Origin of the sequence: Cupriavidus sp. SZY C1, assembly GCF_032190535.1 — a bacterium.
In the GTDB taxonomy this organism is placed as follows: domain Bacteria; phylum Pseudomonadota; class Gammaproteobacteria; order Burkholderiales; family Burkholderiaceae; genus Cupriavidus; species Cupriavidus pauculus_C.
On the sequence record NZ_JAUANU010000009.1, the window covers coordinates 131,092 to 152,261 of the forward strand.

At 65.0% G+C, this 21,170-nt stretch carries 23 protein-coding genes; 13 read left to right on the forward strand and 10 right to left on the reverse strand.

Annotated features, from left to right (window positions below; genetic code table 11):
- Positions 1-858 (reverse strand): LPO_1073/Vpar_1526 family protein, encoded by an 858-nt coding sequence (locus tag QTN24_RS15740; RefSeq protein ID WP_313838109.1) that lies wholly within the window; start codon positions 856-858, stop codon positions 1-3.
- A 617-nt stretch (positions 859-1,475) separates the two neighbouring features.
- Between QTN24_RS15740 and QTN24_RS15745 the strand changes: the two genes are divergently transcribed.
- The 9 genes from QTN24_RS15745 to QTN24_RS15785 all read left to right on the forward strand — a co-directional run bounded on the left by QTN24_RS15745 (position 1,476) and on the right by QTN24_RS15785 (position 7,401).
- Positions 1,476-2,204: a BRO family protein gene (locus QTN24_RS15745; protein ID WP_313838111.1), complete on the forward strand. Its 729-nt coding sequence runs from the start codon at positions 1,476-1,478 to the stop codon at positions 2,202-2,204.
- Between the two features lie 106 nt (positions 2,205-2,310).
- The gene (locus QTN24_RS15750; RefSeq protein ID WP_313838113.1) at positions 2,311-3,372 is read left to right on the forward strand and encodes a hypothetical protein; all 1,062 of its coding nucleotides are present in this window, start codon (positions 2,311-2,313) and stop codon (positions 3,370-3,372) included.
- Positions 3,365-4,966 (forward strand): YqaJ viral recombinase family protein, encoded by a 1,602-nt coding sequence (locus QTN24_RS15755; protein WP_313838114.1) that lies wholly within the window; start codon positions 3,365-3,367, stop codon positions 4,964-4,966. The genes QTN24_RS15750 and QTN24_RS15755 overlap by 8 nt, the downstream gene beginning before the upstream one ends.
- 26 nt (positions 4,967-4,992) lie before the next feature.
- Positions 4,993-5,610 (forward strand): hypothetical protein, encoded by a 618-nt coding sequence (locus QTN24_RS15760; RefSeq protein ID WP_313838115.1) that lies wholly within the window; start codon positions 4,993-4,995, stop codon positions 5,608-5,610.
- 10 nt (positions 5,611-5,620) lie between these two features.
- Positions 5,621-5,920: a hypothetical protein gene (locus tag QTN24_RS15765; RefSeq protein WP_313838117.1), complete on the forward strand. Its 300-nt coding sequence runs from the start codon at positions 5,621-5,623 to the stop codon at positions 5,918-5,920.
- A gap of 131 nt (positions 5,921-6,051) precedes the next feature.
- Positions 6,052-6,192, forward strand: a complete 141-nt coding sequence (locus QTN24_RS15770; protein WP_313838119.1) for a hypothetical protein — start codon at positions 6,052-6,054, stop codon at positions 6,190-6,192.
- A 2-nt stretch (positions 6,193-6,194) separates the two neighbouring features.
- A complete protein-coding gene (locus QTN24_RS15775) occupies positions 6,195-6,719 on the forward strand; it encodes a hypothetical protein (protein WP_313838121.1) in 525 nt (174 codons plus the stop codon).
- A 2-nt stretch (positions 6,720-6,721) separates the two neighbouring features.
- On the forward strand, positions 6,722-7,186 hold the full coding sequence (locus tag QTN24_RS15780) for a hypothetical protein (RefSeq protein ID WP_313838123.1): 465 nt from the start codon (positions 6,722-6,724) through the stop codon (positions 7,184-7,186).
- A complete protein-coding gene (locus QTN24_RS15785) occupies positions 7,186-7,401 on the forward strand; it encodes a helix-turn-helix transcriptional regulator (RefSeq protein WP_124684733.1) in 216 nt (71 codons plus the stop codon). Before QTN24_RS15780 ends, QTN24_RS15785 begins: the two co-directional genes overlap by 1 nt.
- On the opposite strand, the gene QTN24_RS15790 is transcribed toward QTN24_RS15785, so the two are convergent.
- Positions 7,387-8,682, reverse strand: a complete 1,296-nt coding sequence (locus QTN24_RS15790) for an integrase family protein (RefSeq protein WP_313838126.1) — start codon at positions 8,680-8,682, stop codon at positions 7,387-7,389. The genes QTN24_RS15785 and QTN24_RS15790 overlap by 15 nt on opposite strands.
- A 244-nt stretch (positions 8,683-8,926) precedes the next feature.
- On the opposite strand from QTN24_RS15790, the gene mutS reads away from it, so the two are divergent.
- Together mutS and QTN24_RS15800 are read left to right on the forward strand one after the other, a co-directional pair.
- Complete coding sequence (gene mutS / locus QTN24_RS15795; protein WP_313838128.1) at positions 8,927-11,527, forward strand: DNA mismatch repair protein MutS; 2,601 nt, start codon at positions 8,927-8,929, stop codon at positions 11,525-11,527.
- Complete coding sequence (locus QTN24_RS15800; RefSeq protein WP_313838130.1) at positions 11,524-12,576, forward strand: hypothetical protein; 1,053 nt, start codon at positions 11,524-11,526, stop codon at positions 12,574-12,576. The genes mutS and QTN24_RS15800 overlap by 4 nt, the downstream gene beginning before the upstream one ends.
- Before the next feature lie 122 nt (positions 12,577-12,698).
- Here the strand turns inward: QTN24_RS15800 and QTN24_RS15805 are convergent, their stop codons facing one another.
- Positions 12,699-13,238, reverse strand: coding sequence for a peptidylprolyl isomerase (locus QTN24_RS15805; RefSeq protein ID WP_124684737.1), 540 nt, complete (start codon positions 13,236-13,238; stop codon positions 12,699-12,701).
- Positions 13,239-13,249: 11 nt separating this feature from the next.
- On the opposite strand from QTN24_RS15805, the gene QTN24_RS15810 reads away from it, so the two are divergent.
- Complete coding sequence (locus QTN24_RS15810) at positions 13,250-14,458, forward strand: cupin domain-containing protein (RefSeq protein WP_313838133.1); 1,209 nt, start codon at positions 13,250-13,252, stop codon at positions 14,456-14,458.
- A 198-nt stretch (positions 14,459-14,656) separates the two neighbouring features.
- Positions 14,657-14,893: a hypothetical protein gene (locus tag QTN24_RS15815; protein ID WP_084003951.1), complete on the forward strand. Its 237-nt coding sequence runs from the start codon at positions 14,657-14,659 to the stop codon at positions 14,891-14,893.
- Positions 14,894-14,993: 100 nt separating this feature from the next.
- On the opposite strand, the gene QTN24_RS15820 is transcribed toward QTN24_RS15815, so the two are convergent.
- The 7 genes from QTN24_RS15820 to QTN24_RS15850 all read right to left on the reverse strand — a co-directional run bounded on the left by QTN24_RS15820 (position 14,994) and on the right by QTN24_RS15850 (position 21,121).
- Positions 14,994-15,782: an MBL fold metallo-hydrolase gene (locus QTN24_RS15820; protein WP_313838140.1), complete on the reverse strand. Its 789-nt coding sequence runs from the start codon at positions 15,780-15,782 to the stop codon at positions 14,994-14,996.
- 70 nt (positions 15,783-15,852) lie between these two features.
- Positions 15,853-17,094 carry an outer membrane protein assembly factor BamC gene (gene bamC, locus QTN24_RS15825; protein WP_313838142.1) on the reverse strand — a complete coding sequence of 414 codons (1,242 nt, stop codon included), beginning with the start codon at positions 17,092-17,094 and terminating at the stop codon, positions 15,853-15,855.
- 58 nt (positions 17,095-17,152) lie between these two features.
- Positions 17,153-18,037: a 4-hydroxy-tetrahydrodipicolinate synthase gene (gene dapA, locus QTN24_RS15830; RefSeq protein ID WP_313838144.1), complete on the reverse strand. Its 885-nt coding sequence runs from the start codon at positions 18,035-18,037 to the stop codon at positions 17,153-17,155.
- A gap of 159 nt (positions 18,038-18,196) precedes the next feature.
- Positions 18,197-18,772 (reverse strand): class I SAM-dependent methyltransferase, encoded by a 576-nt coding sequence (locus QTN24_RS15835; RefSeq protein ID WP_313838146.1) that lies wholly within the window; start codon positions 18,770-18,772, stop codon positions 18,197-18,199.
- A 49-nt stretch (positions 18,773-18,821) separates the two neighbouring features.
- Positions 18,822-19,487 (reverse strand): site-2 protease family protein, encoded by a 666-nt coding sequence (locus tag QTN24_RS15840; RefSeq protein ID WP_124684743.1) that lies wholly within the window; start codon positions 19,485-19,487, stop codon positions 18,822-18,824.
- A gap of 122 nt (positions 19,488-19,609) precedes the next feature.
- Complete coding sequence (locus QTN24_RS15845) at positions 19,610-20,245, reverse strand: L-threonylcarbamoyladenylate synthase (protein WP_313838148.1); 636 nt, start codon at positions 20,243-20,245, stop codon at positions 19,610-19,612.
- Between the two features lie 30 nt (positions 20,246-20,275).
- Positions 20,276-21,121: a 3',5'-nucleoside bisphosphate phosphatase gene (locus QTN24_RS15850; protein ID WP_313838218.1), complete on the reverse strand. Its 846-nt coding sequence runs from the start codon at positions 21,119-21,121 to the stop codon at positions 20,276-20,278.
- Positions 21,122-21,170 lie beyond the last annotated feature (49 nt).

Sequence of the window (21,170 nt, forward strand, 5' to 3'; positions counted from 1 at the left end):
TCAATTAATCCAAGCGTCCATCTGCAGACCGTCCATCACAGTGGACAGCCTTGCTATGGCAATCGCAGAACCGACACTCGTTGGCCTTAGCGTGAAAAGCCTTTGTGATTCATAGATATCGAGAAGCTGCGAGAAGATCGGCGCCTGCTCCGAAATTGCAGTTTTGAAAGTTACGAGTTCTGTTAGCCCTTCTCCCTTGTATTTTTCGTACAAAGCTGAATAGATATCGAACTTGAAAGAACTTTGAGGACCTGCGCACACTCCTACGGCCTCAGCGTGGCTTCGCTGCGCGCGAGACAACTCAGATATGGGTTCACACAACGGCATCACGGCCAAGGCATATGCATCGAGCGATGGAAAAAAAAGCTCATCCTTCTTGATTTCCACCTCAAGAACGCTATGCAAAAGCACAAGCATCGCCACCTGAGGCGAGGTAAGTTGTGGAACGACCCTGATGGCAGCTGCAATGACGATGTCTTTGAACTGGTCGTCTCCCGGCCTAAGCCGCTCAGTTATTAGTTCGCACAGAATCTCCGGATTTGCTTTCGAGCCGAGACGAGCGCTTGCCAGGACGGCGTCATTAATTCCTGCCTGTACGTCCGGTAGCACCAATTTTCCGACGTCGATGCTCTCTCTCTTAGCGATCAGCGATTCTTTGAGCTGCTTCCCGAACTGCTCGACATAATCTCGCGCGATCGCCAGAGCTTCGTCACGAAGCTTGGGAAAGTTGTAGTCCAAGAAGAGTCGAACCATCTGGTCGATGTGCTCCGGGGAAGCGCCCTGGATGTTAATGTCACCCTGCGCTTGGATCGCAAGCGCGTACGGGCCTACACTCTGGCTCTGTTTGTCCCCAAACATGTCTCCTCACTTCCCTATCTTGATGTCACCGCCCGCTTGCATGCCGGTGCCATCATTCCCGACCTTCTGAGACTGCGTAATGGCCCTGTCCGCAACACGTCTCGAGGCGAGTTCCGCCAGAAGGCTACCTAATGCCACCACCGCCGCCAAGATTGAGTCCCATGCGGGCTTTGAGATAGCCCATGCAATGCTCCCCACGAAGGCAGCGGCAAGTACCATGCGCAGAAGTAGACGCATCCCTTCCCCTTTTTTTACCTACTCAATCCAATCTTCAGATCCAACCATCGGCTTGAATTCTACCGACGCAAAGTGTTGCGCGTAGAGATGCTAACGTGTTAGCATAAAATGAAGCTTGACACTCGTGCGTCGCGTGGCTAACCTTTGCTCATCGCTGAGACAACAGCGATACGGGATTGGCGTCCCGGATACAAGGCGCACATAAAGCCGCGCCGTCAGGTCGCGGCTTTTTTGTTCGCATCGCTTGGCACTCCTATGGTGGGCCGGGCGAGGGAGCCGAAAGGCTCGCCGGTTCCTTGTACCGGTACGCCAACCTCGTTCGGTCCACCACCCCGATTGGCGTCGGGGCGGCGGAAACAACCCGCTACAAGGAGTCAATCATGGCTGATCCCCGCCTTCTTTCCTTCAATTTCACCGGTACCCAGGCTGTTCGCGTCGTCATGGTCTACGGCACGCCGTGGTTCGTCGCGTCCGATGTTTCCACGCTGCTGGAATACCTGTCCGCAAAGGACATGACCCGTATGCTGGATGATGACGAAAAGGGTAGGCAGATTGTGCCCACCCCTGGCGGCGACCAGTCAATGACGGTCATCAGCGAATCAGGTCTCTACTCTGCAGTCCTCCGCAGCCGCAAGCCGGAGGCACGCCAATTCCGCAAATGGGTGACGGCTGAGGTATTGCCGGCCATCCGGAAGACGGGGCGCTACGAGACGCCGGCAGCGCCGTCGGAGAGGAAGGTGGCAACGCCGACCGAGTTCCTGTCGCTTCCGTTCATCGACGTCAACTCCCCTTTCCGCTTCTGGTGCCTGCCCCTGGAGGGCGACTACTTTGCCGGTTACGAGAAGGGCCGATCCATGGCCCTCGCCTACCTGGCGTTCCTCAGCAACAACACCTCGCGCAAACCGGACAGCAGCTACATCCCCCTGATTCTGGAGTCGTTCATGAAACGGTTCCAGTTCATCAACGGAGCTGCGTTCATAGATGCGCCGGTCGACCACGGCCCATTGGATTTCCACATCCTCAAAGGCCACTACTGCGGCTTCTTCGGGACGATTGGCCACGCCGCGTGGCTGACGGCCCGCAGCCCTGCCCTGATTCAACTCCACTGATTAATTTGGCGTCGCGCTCTGCGCGGCGCTGAATCCCACTTGCGCATGCGTTATTCTTTTGCTAATGTATGTGCATGTCAGTTAGCAAACCGCCTGCGAGGAGAAGATGAACACTGGAACCGCACTGGCCACCCGAAACGAATTCGGCGCCCAAACCACCACAACCGCGCTCGTCGAGACCGCGTCCACGGCAGTAGCGGCCCAGGCGAAGGCCATGGTCGAAGCCCGCTATGTCATGGCCATGCAGCGGCCGCGCGACTGGGACCAGGTCCGTCAGACGCTCCTGCGCGAGTGCCGCCGGCCGTCATTCGCCAATAACAAGAGCGCCTACTACCGCAAGCCGATCGGCCAAGGCGTCGAAGGGCTCGGCATCCGCTTCGTCGAGGTGGCGCTGCGCTGCATGACGAACGTCCTGGTCGAAACGACCATGATCTTCGAGGACGACAGCAAGGAGGTCCATCGCGTCTCGGTGACCGACCTGGAGTCGAACCTGACCTACCCGCTCGACGTCCGCGTGTCCAAGACCGTGGAGCGCTCGAAGCCGATGGATGACGGCAGCTACATCTCGGCCCGCAAGAACAGCTACGGGAAGATGACGTACACGGTGCCGGCCAACGACGACGACCTGCTCAACAAGCGCGCGGCACAGATTTCCAAGGCTATTCGGACGCTTGGGTTGCGTATCGTCCCCGGGGATCTGCAGGACGAAGCCGAGCGGATCATTAAGGACATCCGTATGGACGAGGCGGCGAAAGATCCCGACGCAGAGCGCAAGCGCATTGCCGATGCCTTCGCCGAGATCGGGGTGAAGGCGTCCGATCTGGTGGCCTACTTGGGTCATGCCCTGGACAGTTGCTCCCCGACCGAACTCGTCGATCTCCGGGGTATCTACGGCGCAATCCGGGATGGAGAAGCCACCTGGAAGTCCGTCATGGAAAACAAGGCCGAGCACGCCGGGGGCAACAGCGGCGACGAGAAGAAGCCGGAAACCAAGGTGACCCCTGTGTGCAGCGACGAGCGTCTTAAGGAAAAGACGCCGGAGTGGCGGAAGCTGATCCTCGACAAGAAGAAGACGCCGGCCGACCTGATCGCGATGATCGAGACGAAGGAAAAGCTGACCGAAGACCAGAAGAACACCATCGATAGCTGGAGCCACGAGAATGACTGAGCGCATCACACACAGCCTGGTCCAGGGAACTGATGAATGGGCTCAGTTCCGCCTGACGAAGTTCGGCGCCAGCGAAGCGGCAGCCATGCTCGGCATTTCGACGAAGGTCAAGCGCAACGAACTGCTTCATATGAAGCACACCGGCACGCCGCAGGAGTTCAGCGACTGGGTACAGACGAATATTTTGGACTACGGCCACGAAGTCGAAGCGCTGGCTCGCCCGATCATTGAAGAAATCATCGGGCAGGACCTGTACCCGGTGACGCGATCCCTGGGGCTACTGTCTGCGTCCTGCGACGGCCTGACGTTGGACGACGAAACCGCGTTCGAGCATAAGCAATGGAACGAGGCTTTGGCCGCCTCGGTGCGGGCCAAGGTATTGCCGGACGAGTATCAGCCCCAATGCCAACAAATCATGCTGGTGCATGACGCCAAGCGGGTGATCTTCGTCGTCTCTGACGGCACCCGCGAGAACATGGAATACATGGAGGTCCATCCGGACCAGGCGTGGCAAGAGCGCATCATCGCCGGCTGGGCGCAGTTCGAAAAGGATCTCGCCGAATACGTGCCCGTCGACATCCCTGTGAAGCCCAAGGCCGAGGCAATGATCGCGCTGCCCGCGCTGGCTGTCCAGATCCGAGGCGAAGTCATCGCGAGCAACCTGCCGGCGTTCCGTAGCGCTGCCGAGACGTTCATTGCGAACATCAAAACCGACCTGAAGACGGACGAAGATTTCGTCCAGGCCGACGCGACGGTCAAGTTCTGTAAGGAAGCCGAGGACAACCTCGAAGTAGCGAAGAACGCGGCCATCGCGCAAACCGCCAGTATCGACGAACTGATGCGCACGGTCGACCACATCAAGGCCCAACTCCGTGACAAACGGCTTGCGCTGGACAAGCTGGTCGAACAGCGCAAAAAGCAGATCAAGGAAAACGCCGTCGCCGAACGACGCCAGAAGTACATGGCGCACGTTGCTGCGCTGAATGCCGAGCTGGGCGAGGTGAGCATCGTCGTCCAGGCTCCCGACTTCCTGGGCGCGATCAAGGGACTGAAGACCATCGCCAGCCTTTACGACAAGCTCGACACGGCCTTGGCAAACGGCAAGATCGCCGCCGATGCGGCCGCCAAGGATCTCCGCGCGAAGCTGGACTGGTACAAGCCGCACGCCGAACACGCTTTCCTGTTTCGGGACCTGCAGACGCTGATTCAGAAGCCGGTCGAAGACTTCCAACTGGCAGTGACGACACGGATTGCCGAGCACAAGCGGAAAGACGAGGAGAAGGCGAAGGCTCAGGCAGAACTGCAGCCGATTATCGAAACGGCGACGCCGCGACCGCTCGACCAATCGCCGATCGTTGTCGCTCGCCCGGTCGTTTCACGTTCGGCCCCGACCAGCGCCCCAACACTCCGCTTGGGCCAGATCAACGAGCGACTCGCACCCATCACGCTGACGGCGGAAGGTCTGGCTTCGCTCGGGTTCAAGCATGCAGCGACGGACAAAGCCGCACGGCTCTACCACGAAAGCGACTTCGAGCTGATCTGCGCAGCATTGACCCGTCATATCGAGGCAGCCCTTCACAAGCAGGCCGCCTAACCGCATCCCTGACAGGAAGACAGACCATGCAGAGAAGAACGCCCGAGTACATCGAATGCGCGCGCAGCATCATGCGGGACCATTTCGAGGACCTTCCGCCTGACTTCAACGTGCGCGTGCTTGCCCAACGTATGCCGGAGCACAAGCCATCCATGATCACCAATGCCCTCCGCCACCTGGAGACGACCGGGGTAGTCCATGCCCCGGGCGACAAGACGTACGACGGCGCGACCGGCCGGCGCAAGGTGGCAGTCATGGTGTGGCGCAAGGGACCGAACGCCGGCCCCCGAGCGATCGCCCGACGCGGCGGCAACACGCATGTACCGCCCAGCGAGGCACTGGCCCGGCTCGGCCTGCCTTCGCCACACGACAAGGCGAAGGAACTCCAGTTGTGCATGGCGAACGAGATTCCGCTGGAGAACATCGCAGGGGCGGGCGAGCACCCGGTCTACTACGTTCCGCGCGCCTGGCTGGATGAGCGGGCGCCTGCGCCCGCAGATCCTGACCAGAGCGCCGAACCCAATACGACCAGTTCGGAGGGCCTGCCGGCCGACCCGCTGTTCACGCTGCTTTACGAGGTCGTAACGCTGCTCCGCACGCTGGTGTCGCGTACCGGGCCCGGACAGTACCGCCTTCCGATCTAGGAATTAGGCCATGAACCTCACTCGACTCACATTCGACTTCGACGGCCATAAGGTCGAGGTGACCGGTTACCACTACGCCGGCTACTCCGGCGACGTATCGCCGCCCGAGCCGGAATCGTTCTCTATCCACCAAGCCGCGATCATCAAGCAGGCTGATGCTGGTGAGCCGGTTTGCGTGGACGACCTGGACGAAGACGAGCTCGCAGATGCCGCCCTGCGCGCGTGGAGGGATCGAGAAGACGATGCCCGCTCGGACCTCGCCTATGCATTTGGGGAAGATCGCTGGACGGAGTCGAGGGGCTACCTGTGAAAGCGGCCGACGTCAGAGCAGTTATTGCCGGCGCCCTTTACGGGTTGGTGCTCGCCCTGCTTCTTGCCGCCTTTATTTTTCGCCGCATTGGCTAACATGTGTGCGATTTGCACACTCAACGAACATATACCATGAACCACACAACGGACCTCAAGGACTGGATCACCCCGGACCTATCCCTGCCGGAAGAACCGGCATCCGAGCCGACCAAGCGCTGCATCGGCTGCGGCGCAGAAGTCATCGACGGCGAAACGCCCCCCTGCGGCCACTGATCATGGAGAGCCTGGCAACCGGCCATTGGCTCGCGGACGAGCGCGGCGACGTCGTGCATGCCCGCCTGCTGCCCGATGTCCGGCTTTCCGTGGAGGGCGAGTTCGCGTCGCTCGACAAGAAAGTGGCAGCCGCCCGGTACATCGCCCACTGCCTGAATGTGGCGATTGACTCCACGCCTGTAGACGACAACCCGGCGGCGGAGCGCATCTACGTGGGCGGTTCCGGTGTCAGCTTGACTCCGGTGCCAGACGGCGTCGAGTACGTCCGCGCGGATATCGCCGCGACGCTTTCCCAGATGACAGGCCGGTTGGCCGAACTGATCAACGCAATGGCTTCCGCCCACGCGAGCGAGCGGGCACGCGTGCTCAAAGCTTTGGAGGCGGCAGCCCACATCGCCATCATGCCCGACGAATGCAAAGGGCTGGCCCACGACCGGTGCTACGAGATGGGCGCCAGGGAAGGCGGTACCGCCGTCCGCCTAGCCATCAAGCGCGAGGTCGCGGAAGCAATGAATCTGGAGGAGTAGGAATGTCCAAGAGGAGACCCCGCGAGCCGGGCAAGACAGTATTTGGAACGAACCGCCTTCGGCGCCCTGCGGCGATCGGCGAAGAACTCGAACGGCTGGCCGGCGAGGCGATGAAAGCGTTCGCGTCAGTCGGAGCTGGCGGCTTGACGCGCGCCGAACTTCAGCGACGCATCGATATCGGGCTCGACGGATCGTTCGCCGCAATTAAAAAGCTCCACAAAGATGGGCAAATCTACGTCGCTACATGGCGTAAAGGTCAGCCCGCGTATGCTGCCGGCCAGTTGAATGACGTGCCCAGACCGGAACCCTATTGGACTGGCGGCATGCGAGGAAAGAAGGCCGAGAACGACGGCAGTGATTTCGCTGAGATCGCGCGCGCCGAGGTACTCAACGCCCATGCAAAATGGGCTGCAACCTGGGTGCCGCACCGCGACCCGGCCGCAGCATGGATTGGAGGTGCAGTTTGATGAAACCGATCTATCTTGATCGGCACGCGGCCGCAGCCGCCGTTAGCCTGTCAGACACAAGCCTGGAAAAGTTGGTGCGCGAAGGGAAGTTTCCGAAACCGCGGGTGTTATCTGGACGCCGCGTCGCCTGGTTGACGCGGGAGGTCGAAGAATGGGCCGAAACACGGCCCGTATCAGACCTCCCTCCTCCCGCCAACACATCACGGCGCGGCTGATGGTCGAGTTGACGCCAGCGCCTCAAGCCTGGCGGACAGCTTGTCCAGCCACTCGTGCCGCTCCTTATCGTAGGTGTGCCGATTGTAAACACCCTGTACGCCGGGAAGCATATGCCCGAGGATCGACTCCGCAACCTCATTTGGGCAGCCCATGGAAGCGAGAATCGTTCGGACGGTCCGCCGAAGGTCATGCGGGGCCCAGTGCGTGACCGTTAGCCGGGCTCGTTTGGCCTTCGGACGAGTCTTAGAGTAAGGCTGGTGATAGAACACCGCCGTCTGGATCGCTTTTTGTTCGATCGACCCGCCGAATCTTGATGGGAACAGGTAGCCGCTTCCTGCAACCGCAAGCCGACGCCTGACAATTTGCTCGGCTTGACCGAACAGCGGCACGCGCAAGTCCGTCGCGCCCGCCCTCTTCGCGTTCTTGGTTTTTTCCTTCGGGATCGTCCACCAAAGGCCACTGGACTCTTCCTGGATCTCGCCCGCTTCCATGCTGACGATCTCGGAGCCCCGCGTCCCGGTCCAAAGATAGAGCGTTAGGACGTCGGCCACGACCCGGCTGAAGTTCGGCAACCAGCGGATCAACTCTCCTACCTCAACCTCCGAAAGTACCCGCTTTACCTCGCCGATCGGCTTGCCTTCGATCATCTTGCCGCGGCTCTGCAGCCGGCCGCGCATGATCTGTCGCCACCAGTTGGCAATGGCCGGATCGAGCCGGCCTGAATCTAGGCCATAGTCCCAGGCGGCGCCCAGTTCCGAGCGCAGCTTCGCGGCCTGGACCGGGATATGGGCATGCGAGTCCAGGAGGTCGAATGCGCGCGCCCTTGTCACCTCCTCCGGTCGCAGGTCGGCGAAGTCCCCCAGCATTGTGTCGAACATTCGACGGACTTCCTTTGCTCCCTTGGCTGTTCTCTTGCGCTCAATGTGACCGACAAGGAAGTCATCGCACAGCCGGCGCACTGTATAAGGGCCCGGCTGGGGTAAACTGCCCTCCGATACCGACCGCGCCATGGTTCGCGCTGCCTTTTTCTCGGCGGCGACGTCCCGGCCGCTATCGCGCACAGCCCTCAGCCGCTCCCATTCGACGATGGCGGCGGCCGGAGACATCGCCGGCCAGGCGCCGATCTTCGACTGCTTCATTTTCCCGTCGATGGGCGACTTGTAGCGGTAGATCCAGGTCCGCCGCGTGACGGTGCATTCGAGACGCAGACCAGGATGGTCGGCGATTGTCATATGCTCCCCGGGCTTGAGCAGCTTGGCTGCGCGCGCGTCGAAGTACATGGCGTAGGTTTTCCCCGGCGTAGGTTTTGCCGCAAAGGGATGGATGCGATGCGGCGTAGGTTTTTTTAGATGATACGCCAAAAACCTACGCCGCAGACTGGAGTGAAGGCTAGCAATGACGAGTGTTGATGTGGCTGGCGAGATCGAGCCAAAAGTCGTAGGAACCGCCCCCACAAAGGGATTGCGGGCGAAAACCGAGGCAGATCAAGCAGTTAAGAAGACTGCCAAAGAGACGCACACCCCAATGATGCAGCAATACCTGCGCATCAAGGCGGACCATCCGGACACGCTGCTGTTCTACCGGATGGGCGACTTCTATGAACTGTTCCACGACGACGCCGAGAAGGCCGCCCGCCTGCTCGACATCACGCTGACGTCGCGCGGGCAGTCCGGCGGCGTGCCGATCCGCATGGCCGGCATCCCGTTCCACTCGGTCGACCAGTACCTGGCGCGGCTGGTCAAACTGGGCGAATCGGTGGCGATCTGCGAGCAGATTGGCGATCCGGCCACCAGCAAGGGCCCGGTGGAGCGCAAGGTCGTCCGCATCGTCACGCCCGGCACGCTGACCGACGCCGCGCTGTTGCCCGACAAGGTGGACAGCTACCTGATGGCCGTGCACCAGCAGACGCTGCGCCGCGGCGTGGGCAAGGTCGGGCTGGCGTGGCTGAACCTGGCCAGCGGCGAACTGCGGCTGATGGAATGCGACGCGGCGCAGTTGTCGCGCGAGCTGGAGCGCATCCGGCCGGCCGAACTGCTCTATGCCGATGGCATCGACCTGCCCGCTCCCACCTGCGCCCGCACGCGGCTGCCCGAATGGCATTTCGACCAGGACGCCGGCACCCGTCGCCTGCGCGAGCAGATCGGCGTGGCCAGCCTGGAGCCGTTCGGCTGCGCCGGGCTCGGTGCGGCGCTGGGGGCCGCCGGCGCGCTGCTCAACTACGCCGCCACGACGCAGGGCCAGTCGCTGCGCCACGTGCAAGGCGTGACCGTCGAACGTGAATCGGAGTTCGTCGGGCTCGACACCGCCACGCGGCGCAACCTCGAACTGACCGAGACGCTGCGCGGCGGTGAATTGCCGACGCTGTTCTCGCTGCTCGACACCTGCTCCACGACCATGGGCAGCCGGGCGCTGCGCCACTGGCTGCACCACCCGCTGCGCGACCCGGCGCTGCCGCGTGCGCGCCAGCAGGCCATCGGCGCGCTGATCGCCCAGGACCCGGACGCCGTGCGCGCGGCGCTGCGCAAGCTCTGCGACGTCGAGCGCGTGACGGCGCGGCTGGCGCTGCTGTCGGCCCGGCCGCGCGACCTGTCCGCGCTGCGCGACACGCTCAAGGCGCTGCCGACGGTGCAGGCCAGCGTCAGCGCCGCCCAGGAATCGCCGTTGCTGGCGCAGACGATGGACGAGCTGGACATCCCGGAGGCGTGCCTGTCGCTGCTGGAGCGCGCGGTGGCCGAGGAACCGTCGTCGGTCATCCGCGACGGCGGCGTGATCGCGCGCGGCTACGACGCCGAACTGGACGAACTGCGAGACATTTCGGAAAACTGCGGCCAGTTCCTGATCGAACTGGAAACCCGCGAACGCGAGCGCACGGGCATCAACAACCTGCGCGTCGAGTACAACCGGGTGCACGGCTTCTATATCGAGGTCACCAACGGCCAGGCCGACAAGGTGCCCGACGACTACCGGCGCCGCCAGACGCTCAAGAACGCCGAGCGCTACATCACCCCGGAGCTGAAGGCGTTCGAGGACAAGGCGCTGTCCGCGCAGGACCGCGCGCTGGCACGCGAAAAACAGCTCTACGACGCGCTGCTGCAGGCCCTGCTGCCCCATATCGGCCCCCTGCAGCGCGTGGCCGCCGCGCTGGCCCGGCTGGACGTGCTGGCCACGCTGGCCGAACGGGCGCGCACGCTGGACTGGAGCCAGCCCGAGCGCGTGGCCGAGAACGTGATCGACATCGCGCAGGGCCGCCATCCCGTGGTGGAAGGCCAGTTGGCGGCCGAATCGGTGGCGTTCATCGCCAATGACTGCCAGCTCAACGAGGCGCGCAAGCTGCTGCTGATCACCGGCCCGAACATGGGCGGTAAGTCGACGTTCATGCGCCAGACCGCGCTGATCGTGCTTCTGGCCTGCGTGGGCGCCTGGGTGCCGGCGCAGCGCGCGGTGATCGGGCCGATCGACCGCATCTTCACGCGCATTGGCGCGGCCGACGACCTGGCCGGCGGGCGCTCGACGTTCATGGTGGAAATGACCGAGGCGGCCGGCATCCTGCACAACGCCACGCCGTCGAGCCTGGTGCTGATGGACGAGATCGGGCGCGGCACGTCGACCTTCGACGGCCTGGCGCTGGCGTGGGCGATTGCCCGCCACCTGCTGTCCCACAACCGCAGCCACGCGCTGTTTGCCACCCACTACTTTGAGCTGACGCAACTGCCGCAGGAATTCCCGCAGGCGGCAAACGTCCACCTGTCCGCCGTGGAACATGGCGACGGCATCGTGTTCCTGCACGCGGTGCAGGACGGTCCGGCCAGCCAGAGCTACGGCCTGCAGGTGGCGCAACTGGCCGGCGTGCCGCAGCCCGTGATCCGCGCCGCGCGCAAGCACCTGGCCTGGCTGGAACAGCAGTCGGCGGACGCCACGCCGACGCCGCAGATGGACCTGTTCGCGGCTCCGGCCACGCCGCTCGACGACGACGAAGCCCCGGAGCTGGCCGGGGCCCTGGCCGCCGAACACGCGGCCGCGCTCGATGCGCTGGCCGAGATCGACCCGGACAGCCTGTCGCCGCGCGACGCGCTGGAGGCGCTGTACCGGCTCAAGGCGCTGGCAGCCCCCACGCGCAACGCATGACACCCACCCTCCGCCCCGCGCGCGCGGCCCGGGCCCTGGTGGCCCTGGCCTGCGGCGCCTGCCTGCTGGCGCCCGTGGCGGTCCACGCGGCGCGCGCCGGCAAGGTCGCGCCACCCGCCGCGGCGGCGGAACCGGTGACGCGCATGGCGCTGATCGCCGACGTGCCGCAGTGGCCGACGGCCGAAGCCGACACGTCCGCGCTGTTCGAACAGATGGCGTCGCAGAAGGTGGCGCTGATCGTCCACGCCGGCGGCATCAAGGGCGACACCGAATCGTGCGCGGACCCGGTGCTCAGCGCGCGGCTGCGGGTGCTGGACGACGCGCCTGCGCCGCTGCTGTTCGTGCCCGGCGAGACCGACTGGGCCGAATGCCACAAGCCCGTCAACGGCAAGTTCGATGCGGTGGAGCGGCTCAACCGGCTGCGCGAGCTGTACTTTCCGGCCGACACCACGCTTGGCCGCCGCACGCTGCCCGTGGTGCGCCAGTCGGACCAGGCGATGTTCCGCAGCTTCCGCGAGAACGTGCGGCTGATGATCGGCAACGTGCTGGTCGTCGGCCTCAACTTGCCCGGCGACAACAACCACTATCGCAGCGAAGGCGGCCGGAACGGCGAGTTCGAGGACCGGCGCGAGGCCAATCGCCAGTGGCTGGGCCGCGCGTTCTCGATCGCGGGCCAGCGCGACCTGGCGGGCGTGCTGGTGGTGGTGCATGCCGACCCGCAGTTCGGCAACGGCTGGGAAAAGCGCGGCAGGCCGACGCTGCTCGACGGCTTCCTGCGGCGCGGCACGCGCGACGGCTATCTCGAATTCAAGCGCCAGCTACGCGACCTGTCGGCCAAGTACGCCGGCCAGGTGCTGCTGGTGCATGCCAGCGACAGCGGCTTCAGCGTCGACAAGCCGCTGCGCGACACCGCCGGCAAGGTCGTCGGCAACTTCACGCGCGTGGCGCTGCCGATCGGCAACCCGTCGCGCTGGGTGGAACTGACCGTCACGCCCGGCACGAAGTCGGTGTTCCAGGTGGCATTGGAAGACGGGCCGCGGACGAATTGACGAGGCGGCGGACGGGCACCCCGCCGGATTTGACCTGCGTCACGCGCGCAGCAATGAAAAAAGCCGGCGGGAGCCGGCTTTTCTCGTGTTCGCGATGACCTGTCGCGTATCGCTCGACGGGTTCAGTGCAGCGTGCGCGGGCTGTTGCCCTCGCCGCCTTCTTCCTCGTCCTCGTCAACGACCTCGATGCCCGAGGCGCCATGCGCGTGGCCGTGCTCGACTTCCTCGCTCGTGGCCTCGCGGACTTCCGACACCTTGAGCCAGAAGCGCAGCGCCATGCCGGCCAGCGGATGGTTGCCGTCCAGCACCACCTTGTCTTCGGCAACGTCGGTCACCGTGTAGATGATGGAATCTTCGTCGTCGCCGTCCTCGGGCACGCCCTCGAACTGCATGCCCACTTCGAGCGGCTCGGGAAAACGGTCGCGCGGCTCCACCTTCACCAGTTCGGCGTCGTAGTCGCCGAACGCGTCTTCGGGCTCGAGCTGAAGCTCGGTCTGGAAGCCGGCGTCGTGGCCGTCCAGCGCTTCCTCGATCTTGGGGAACGTGCCATCATACCCGCCGTGCAAGTAGACCATGGGCTCATCGGACTCCTCGATGAGATTGCCCTGCGCGTCCGACAGCTTGTACACAACGGACACCACCGTGTTCTTAGCGATTTTCAATTCTTGACTCCATGAGCGATTCCGCATTATACGCGCAGGCCCTGCCTGCGGGCCCCCTTGATCCCGACGCACCGCTCACGCTGCTCGGGGGCATGACGCCCGCGGCCTTCATGCGCGACGTCTGGCACCGCAAACCGTTGCTGATTCGACAGGCCGTGCCCGGAATCGTGCCCCCTGTGTCGCGCGAAGCGCTTTTCGAACTGGCCGACCGCGACGACGTGGAGTCACGCCTGGTGTCGTACTTTCGCAACCGCTGGAAGCTCGAACATGGCCCGTTCGCCGAAGACAACCTGCCGTCACGCAAGACTGGCAAGTGGACGCTGCTGGTCCAGGGCGTGAACCTGCACAGCCGGGCCGCGGCCGAGCTGATGAGCCAGTTCCGCTTCGTGCCCGATGCGCGGCTCGACGACGTGATGATCAGCTACGCCACCGACGGCGGCGGCGTGGGTCCGCACTTCGATTCGTATGACGTGTTCCTGCTGCAAGTATCGGGCCGGCGCCGCTGGCGCATTTCGTCGCAGACCAAGCTCGATTTGATCCCCGACATGCCGCTGAAAATCCTGTCGGACTTCAGCGCCGAGCAGGAGTGGGTGCTGGAGCCGGGCGACATGCTGTACCTGCCGCCGCAGTACGCGCACGACGGCATCGCCGAGGGCGAATGCATGACCGCCTCCATCGGCTTCCGTGCGCCCGCCTATCGCGAGCTGGCCGGGCACTTCCTGGCGTGGCTTTCGGAGACGGTGGAACACAACGAGGGGCTCGATGGCCGCTACGCCGATGCCGGCGAGGCCGCCACGGCCACCCCGGCACAGTTGCCGGCCGGGCTTGCCAAGACCGTGGCCGAGCGGCTGCAGTCGCTGAAGTGGAACGCGGGCATGGTGTCCGAGTTCCTGGGGTCGTACCTATCGGAGCCCAAGCCGTCGGTGCAGTTCGACGAGGTGACCGAAATCAGCCTGAAGCAGTACACGAAGCTGGCCAAGGCGCATGGCGTGGTCCTTGCTCCGGCTTCCATAGCGCTATACGATCGCACGCACTTCTTCCTGAACGGCGAAGCCTACGAGCCGCCCCCGCCGCTAGCAAAATGGCTGCGCAGGCTGGCTGACCACCGTCAACTGACGGCCACGGAAGTGGCCGCGTGCGCGGCGCTTCCGGATCTCATGGACACGTTCCATGACTGGGCCATGGAGGGCTGGTTGCAGTTTGCGCCGGCACGTGTGTAATTTTGCGTAACAGAATGAACCGGCATATTTTCGCTGTACACAAGGCGGGAAAACGCGGATATAATCGCCCGCTGGCTAGTACTGTGGACCACTGCACTGTCGGCACCCGGGAGAGCCTATATTTGCAGCACAAGAGCGATAATTACCGGTAATTATTCATCGCCTGTTTTCGTTTTATTAAAAGTTAAAGGACGAACAATGAAGAAGTCTCTCCTGATCGCATCCCTGCTGGCTGCTGTTGCCCTGGCCGCTTGCGGCAAGAAGGAAGAAGCTGCCGCTCCGGCCGCTGACACGGCTGCTTCGGCTCCGGCCGCTGCTGCTCCGGCTGCTGATGCATCGGCTCCGGCCGCTGCTCCGGCTGCTGACGCTTCGGCTCCGGCCGCTGACGCATCGGCCCCGGCTGCTGACGCTTCGGCTCCGGCTGCCAAGCAGTAATCGGATCTTTCCGAAAAACAAAAAGCCGACCTTCGGGTCGGCTTTTTGTTTGGGCGATTATCTGACGCCTCCACATTAGCGGCGCCGGCGGCCACGCCGATTATGCCCGCACCGGCTGCCAGCCCAGCCCTTCCTCCTGATCCGCGATCAGGATTTCCTCAGGCAAGACTCCCAGCGCCGCCGCCAGCGCGCCGGCCGCCAGTTCCCGCGTGTTGTTCTGCTTGCTCAGGTGCGCCGCCACCACGCGCGACAGCCCCGTGTGGGCAACCCGCGACAGGATGCTGCCGGCGATATCGTTCGCCAGATGGCCGAAATCGCCGCCGATCCGCCGCTTGAGCGACCACGGATAGGCCGAGTTCTGCAGCATGTCCCGGTCGTGGTTGCATTCCAGCACCAGCGCGTGCACGCCGGCCAGCCGCGCCGTCACATAGGGCGTTTCCATGCCGGCGTCGGTCAGCACGCCCAGCCGCGCGTCGCCATCGGTCAGCACGAACTGCAGCGGCTCGCGCGCATCGTGCGGCACCGTATAGGGATGGATCTGGAGCCCGCCTACCGAGAAGACATGGTCGGCGCAGCAGACGCGCACGTCGGCCTGGTCGGCGCCGCGCATGTGGGACGTGGCCAGCCAGGTGCCGTGGCTCGTGTGGACGGGCAGCTTGTGGCGCGCGGCAAACGCGTAGGCCGAGCCTACGTGATCGCCATGCTCGTGCGTGACCAGCACGGCGTCGAGGTCATCGGGCGAGACGCCCAGCCGCTCCAGCCGCCGCGACGTCTCCTTGATGCCAAAGCCGCAGTCCAGCAGCACGCGCGTCACGGAGACACCCTCGCCAGCCTCGATCAGCAGCGCGTTACCCTCGCTGCCGCTGCCCAAAAAAGCAAAGCGCATCATCGATGCGCTCGCCGGGGGCGATGCCCGACGGCGGGCGCCGTCGGCATCGAATTGCAACAAAAAACGAACATCAATGCAATTGTTCGTCCAGCAGCGACAGGATGCGCTTGCTGACTTCGGTGTTTTCCGGCTGGCCGGCGTCGTTCTGCACGGTGACCGTGGTGCCCGTGCCGCTGCCCTTCAGCGAGACGCGATACTTCTTCGCGGTCTTGCCGTCGTTGGCCTTGGTGAACAGCTTCGAGAAGAAGCCGCGATCGTCCACCGCCTGCTTCGGATCGACGTAGCGCACGTAGTACAGGCCCTGGGCGCGGTCGCGGTCTTCCACCGTGAAGTTCACGCGGTCCAGCGACAGGCCGACCGAACGCCAGGCGCGATCGAACGGCTCCGGCAGTTGCAGCGCCGGCGTGCCATTGACCTGGCTCAGGAAAGACTTGCCTTCGGCGTCGCCGGAGGCACCCGTGGCGGCAGCCGCACCGATGCCGGTGGCGCTGGCCGACGGTGCCGGTGCCGGCGCGGCGGCGTTGCCCACCGGCGTCGGGTTCTTGGCCATCTGGGTGGCCTGTTCCTTCTGCACGCCCAGGCGCTGGGCCAGGCGCGACAGGAACTCGGCTTCCAGTTCCGGATCGGCCGGACGCGGCGTCCAGACCGTCGTCGACTTGTCCACGCCGGTCAGTTGTTCCTGCGCGCCGCGGTGGCTGATGAACACCTCCAGCTGGCCGTTCTGGGCCCGCTCCACGCGGGTGCGGAACTTGTCGCGCTCGGAGGTCGAGTACAGGCCATCGAACACCTTGCCGATCGTGTTGCGGATGATGTCCTGCGGAATCTTGGCGCGGTTCTCGGCCCAGTCCGTTTCCATGATGCCGGTCTGCGGCGAGTCCTGCGTCAGCAGGAAGCCGTTTTCCTGCCAGAAGCCGCGCAGCGACTCCCAGAGCTGGTCGGCGCGCATGCCGTTGCTGATCACCAGCCAGCGCTGGTTGCCGTCGCGCTCCATGCGGATGCCCTGCGTGGACGGCAGCACGTTCGTCGCCGGCTCGGCCTCGCGGGTCTTGGTGGCCTGCTGGTAGTTCGACAGCGTGGACGTGCCCGCGGCGTCGGGCACGGTGTAGCGGCGATCGCCTTCGAGCTTCGTCAGGTCCGGCGGAATATCCAGCGAAGCGGTCTTCTTGCCCTGGGACTTGTAGTCGATCTTGTCGGGCTGCATGGCCTCGTTGATGCTGCTGCAGCCGGCAATCAGCGTCAGCGCCAGCATGGGCGCAACCACTGCGACACGGCGAACCTGCGTCGCGCCGCGACGGTTAAGCTTCTGTTTCATTGACACGTAATCCTGGTTTCAAGAATCGGCGAATAGCCGAACGTTCAGCCGGCGAATCTCAGCCCAGCAGGCCGGCCGCTGCCAGCGCGCGGCGCACGGTTTCGTGCTGGCCTTCCGCCAGCGGGGTCAGCGGCAGGCGGATACCGCCACCCATCTTGCCCATCTGCTGGAGCGCCCACTTCACGGGGATCGGATTGGCCTCGACGAACATCGCGCGGTTGAGGTCGATCAGTTCCATGTGCAGGCGGCGGGCCGTGACCACGTCGCCCTTCAGGGCGGCCGCGCACATCTCGTGCATCTTTCGCGGCGCCACGTTGGCGGTCACCGAGATATTGCCCTTGCCGCCAAGCAGGATCAGTGCGACGGCCGTCGGATCGTCGCCGCTGTAGACCGCGAACGACTCGGGCGCGTCCTTGATGAGCTGCGCGGCCCGGTCGATGTTGCCGGTGGCTTCCTTCACGCCCACGATGCCCGGCACCTGTGCCAGCCGCAGGATCGTCTCGTTGCTCATGTCCGCCACGGTACGGCCGGGCACATTGTAGAGCACCACCGGCAGGTCCACGGCTTCCGCGATGGTGCGGAAATGGCGGTACATCCCTTCCTGGGTCGGCTTGTTGTAGTACGGCACGACCTGCAGCGACGCATCGGCACCCACCCGCTTGGCAAAAGCGGTCAGCTCGATCGCCTCGCGCGTGGAATTGCCACCCGTACCCGCGATGATGTGCACGCGGCCGGCCGACTGCTCCACCGCCACGCGAATCAGCTCGCAGTGTTCGTCGACGTTGACCGTCGGCGACTCGCCCGTGGTACCCACGATCACGATGCCATCGGTGCCTTCCGCCGCATGCCAGTCGATGAGGTTGCGCAGGGCCGGGTAGTCCAGGCTGCCGTCCTCATGCATCGGGGTGACGATGGCCACGATGCTGCCGGTAATCTGTGTCATATCTCAGGGAATTCGGGAAATTCGGACAACCGGGATTGTACCGGAACCGTCAGGGGCTCCGGACCCCCTATCAATGAGGGAAAACGTTAACGGGCGTAACGTGTGGCGGGGCCGTCTCGCTGACAGCGGCGCCGCCCCGCGCGGTGCGCCCCCGGCGCCTCAGCCGGGCAGCCGGTAGCGCGGCGGCGCGCCGTCGGAATGGCCGCCCGCCGCCTCCCGCACGGCACACAGCCGCTGGACGAAGGCGGTGCGGGTCGATTCCAGCGTGCCGTCCTCGTAACCCACCACGCGCAGCCGGCCGCGCACCACATCGAGCAATTCACCCGGCCGCAGCAGGAAATCGGGCCGCGACGGCTTGCCGACCGTCTCGTTGCCGGCTGCGAAGGTCTCGTAGACCAGCACACCGCCCGGCGCCAGCGCGTCCAGCAGGTGCGGCCAGAGCGGGCGATGGAGGTAGTTGGTGACCACCACGGCGTCGAACGGGCCGTCATCGGCCAGTGGCCACGTGCCCTGCTCCAGGTCCGCCACGCGCCCCTGCACGCCGGCGGGCAGCCCCGCCACGGCGTCGGCATCGCGGTCCACGGCCAGCACCGCAAACCCCTGCCCGGCCAGCCAGGCGGCATGGCGCCCGCTGCCGCAGGCCAGGTCGAGCACCCGGCCGCCGGGCCGGATCAGGTGGGTCCAGCGGGTCAGCCAGGGGGAAGGCGCGGCAAGTGGCGGATGCGTCGGGGTCATGCGCGGCGAAGGATCGGGATATGGGAAACGGCGGGCGGCGGGTATGCCGCTACTGGAGGATCATCAGCACCGGCCGCAGCATGAACTCCACCAGCGACAGCAGCGCGGTCATCACCGGCTGCATCCAGATCCGCGTGATGACGCCCGCGGCCACCAGCGCCAGCACGATGAAGATGCCATAGGGTTCGATGCGAGCCACGGCGGCGGCCATCGACTGCGGCAGGAATGCGGTCAGCACGCGGCCGCCATCGAGCGGCGGGATCGGGAACAGGTTGAACGCGGCCACCACGGCGTTGACCAGGATGCCAGCCCGCGCCATCTGGGCCCAGAACGGCTCCTGCACCTGGGCCAGCGCCAGCCCCACGGCCACCAGCGCCCACAGGAACGCCTGCGCGATATTGCTGGCCGGCCCGGCCAGCGCCACCCACATGCCGTGCCAGCGCGGGTTGCGCAGGTGGCTGAACACCACCGGCACCGGCTTGGCAAAGCCGAACACGAACTGCCCGGCCGTCAGGAAATACAGCAGCAGCGGCACGGCCACGGTGCCGATCGGGTCGATATGGCGCACCGGGTTCAGGCTCACGCGGCCCAGCAGCCAGGCGGTGTTGTCGCCGAAATACTTGGCCACGTAGCCGTGGGCGGCCTCGTGCAGCGTGATGGCGAACAGCACGGGCAGCGCATATACGGCGAGGGTCTGGACGATCGAGGAATCCATGCGGGCTATTCTATCGGGCCGCCGGCGCGCAAGGCTGTCCGGCATGTTTGCGGGTGTGCGGTATGTATCAAAAATGGCGGGCCGACGGAAACATGGCGCGCCACGGCTGCGGGATCAGGTGATCAGGCGGCGGCCGTCAGGCCGAAGCGCTCGACGTCGCCCCGCCCGGCCCGCACCAGTTCGGGCTCGCCGCTGGTCAGGTCGATCACGGTGGTCGGCTGGGCCGGCGCCGGGCCGCCGCAGATCACCAGGTCGAGCTGCTTTTCCAGCCGGGCGCGGATCTCGGACGGCTCGTTCATCGGCGCCTCGTCCCCGGGCATCTGCAACGTCGCGGAAATCAGCGGCTGGCCCAGTTCGGCCACCAGCGCCAGCGGAATCGCATGTCCGGGCACGCGCACGCCGATGGTCTTGCGGGCCGGATGCGACAGCCGCCGCGGCACTTCCTTGGTGGCTTCCAGGATGAACACGTACGGCCCCGGCGTGGCGCCCTTGATCCACCGGTACTGGCGGTTATCGACCCGGGCGAAGTTGCCTAGTTCCGACAGGTCGCTGCACATCAGCGTCAGGTGGTGTTTCTCGTCGATGCCGCGCAGCCGGCGCAGCCGCTCCACGGCCGACTTGTCGTCGAGCTGGCAGGCCAGCGCGTAGCTGGAATCGGTGGGCAGCGCGATCAGGCCGCCCTTCTGCAGGATCTGCGCGGCCTGCTTGACCAGCCGCGCCTGGGGGTTGTCGGGATGGATCTCGAAATACTGGGACATGGAGGGCGCGGAAAGTCGGGACGGATCAGCTTACCAGTCGTGCCAGACCGGCGTCACGTCCGACGGCAGCGGGGGCAGCGTGCCGATTTCCACGCGGCCTTCGCCGGGACCGTGAAAATCCGACCCGCGCGAGGCCAGCAGGCCGTAGTGGCGCGCCACGTCGGCATAGCGGCGGAACTGGTCGGGGGTATGGCTGCCGGTCACCACCTCGACGGCGCGGCCGCCGAGCTGCGTGAATTCGTCGAACAGCGCGTCGTGCTGCAGCGGCGTGTAGTTGTAGCGGCCCGGGTGGGCCATCACGGCGATGCCGCCGGCGCCGCGGATCCAGCCCACGGCCTCGGCCAGCGACGACCAGCGGTGCGGCACGAAACCCGGCCGGCCCTCGGACAGGTACTCGCTGAACACGTCGCCGATGGTCTTGCAGCGGCCTTCGTCCACGAGCCAGCGCGCGAAGTGCGTGCGCGAGATCAGGTCCGGATTGCCGACGTAGCGCAGCGCGCCCTGGTAGGCGTCGGGGATGCCCACCTTCGCCAGCGCCTCGCCGATGTCCTGCGCGCGGCGGGCCCGGCCATCGCGGGTGCGTGCCAGGCCATCGATCAGGTCGGCGTTGAACGGGTCGATCTGCAGGCCGACGATGTGGACGGTCTGCCCGGCCCAGGTGACGGAAATCTCGACGCCGGGCACGTAGCGCATGCCCAGCGCCTCGGCGGCGGCGCGCGCCTCGGTCTGGCCACCCACCTCGTCGTGGTCGGTCAGGGCCCAGAACGCCACGCCTCCGGCATGCGCCCGCGCGGCCACCTCGGACGGGGGCAGCATCCCGTCGGACACGGTGGAATGGCAGTGCAGGTCGGCGTTGATGGCGTGGGCATTTTGCATGGCTGCCATTCTACTCCCGGCAGGGTTTTTTAGCCCTGCCGCCAGCGGT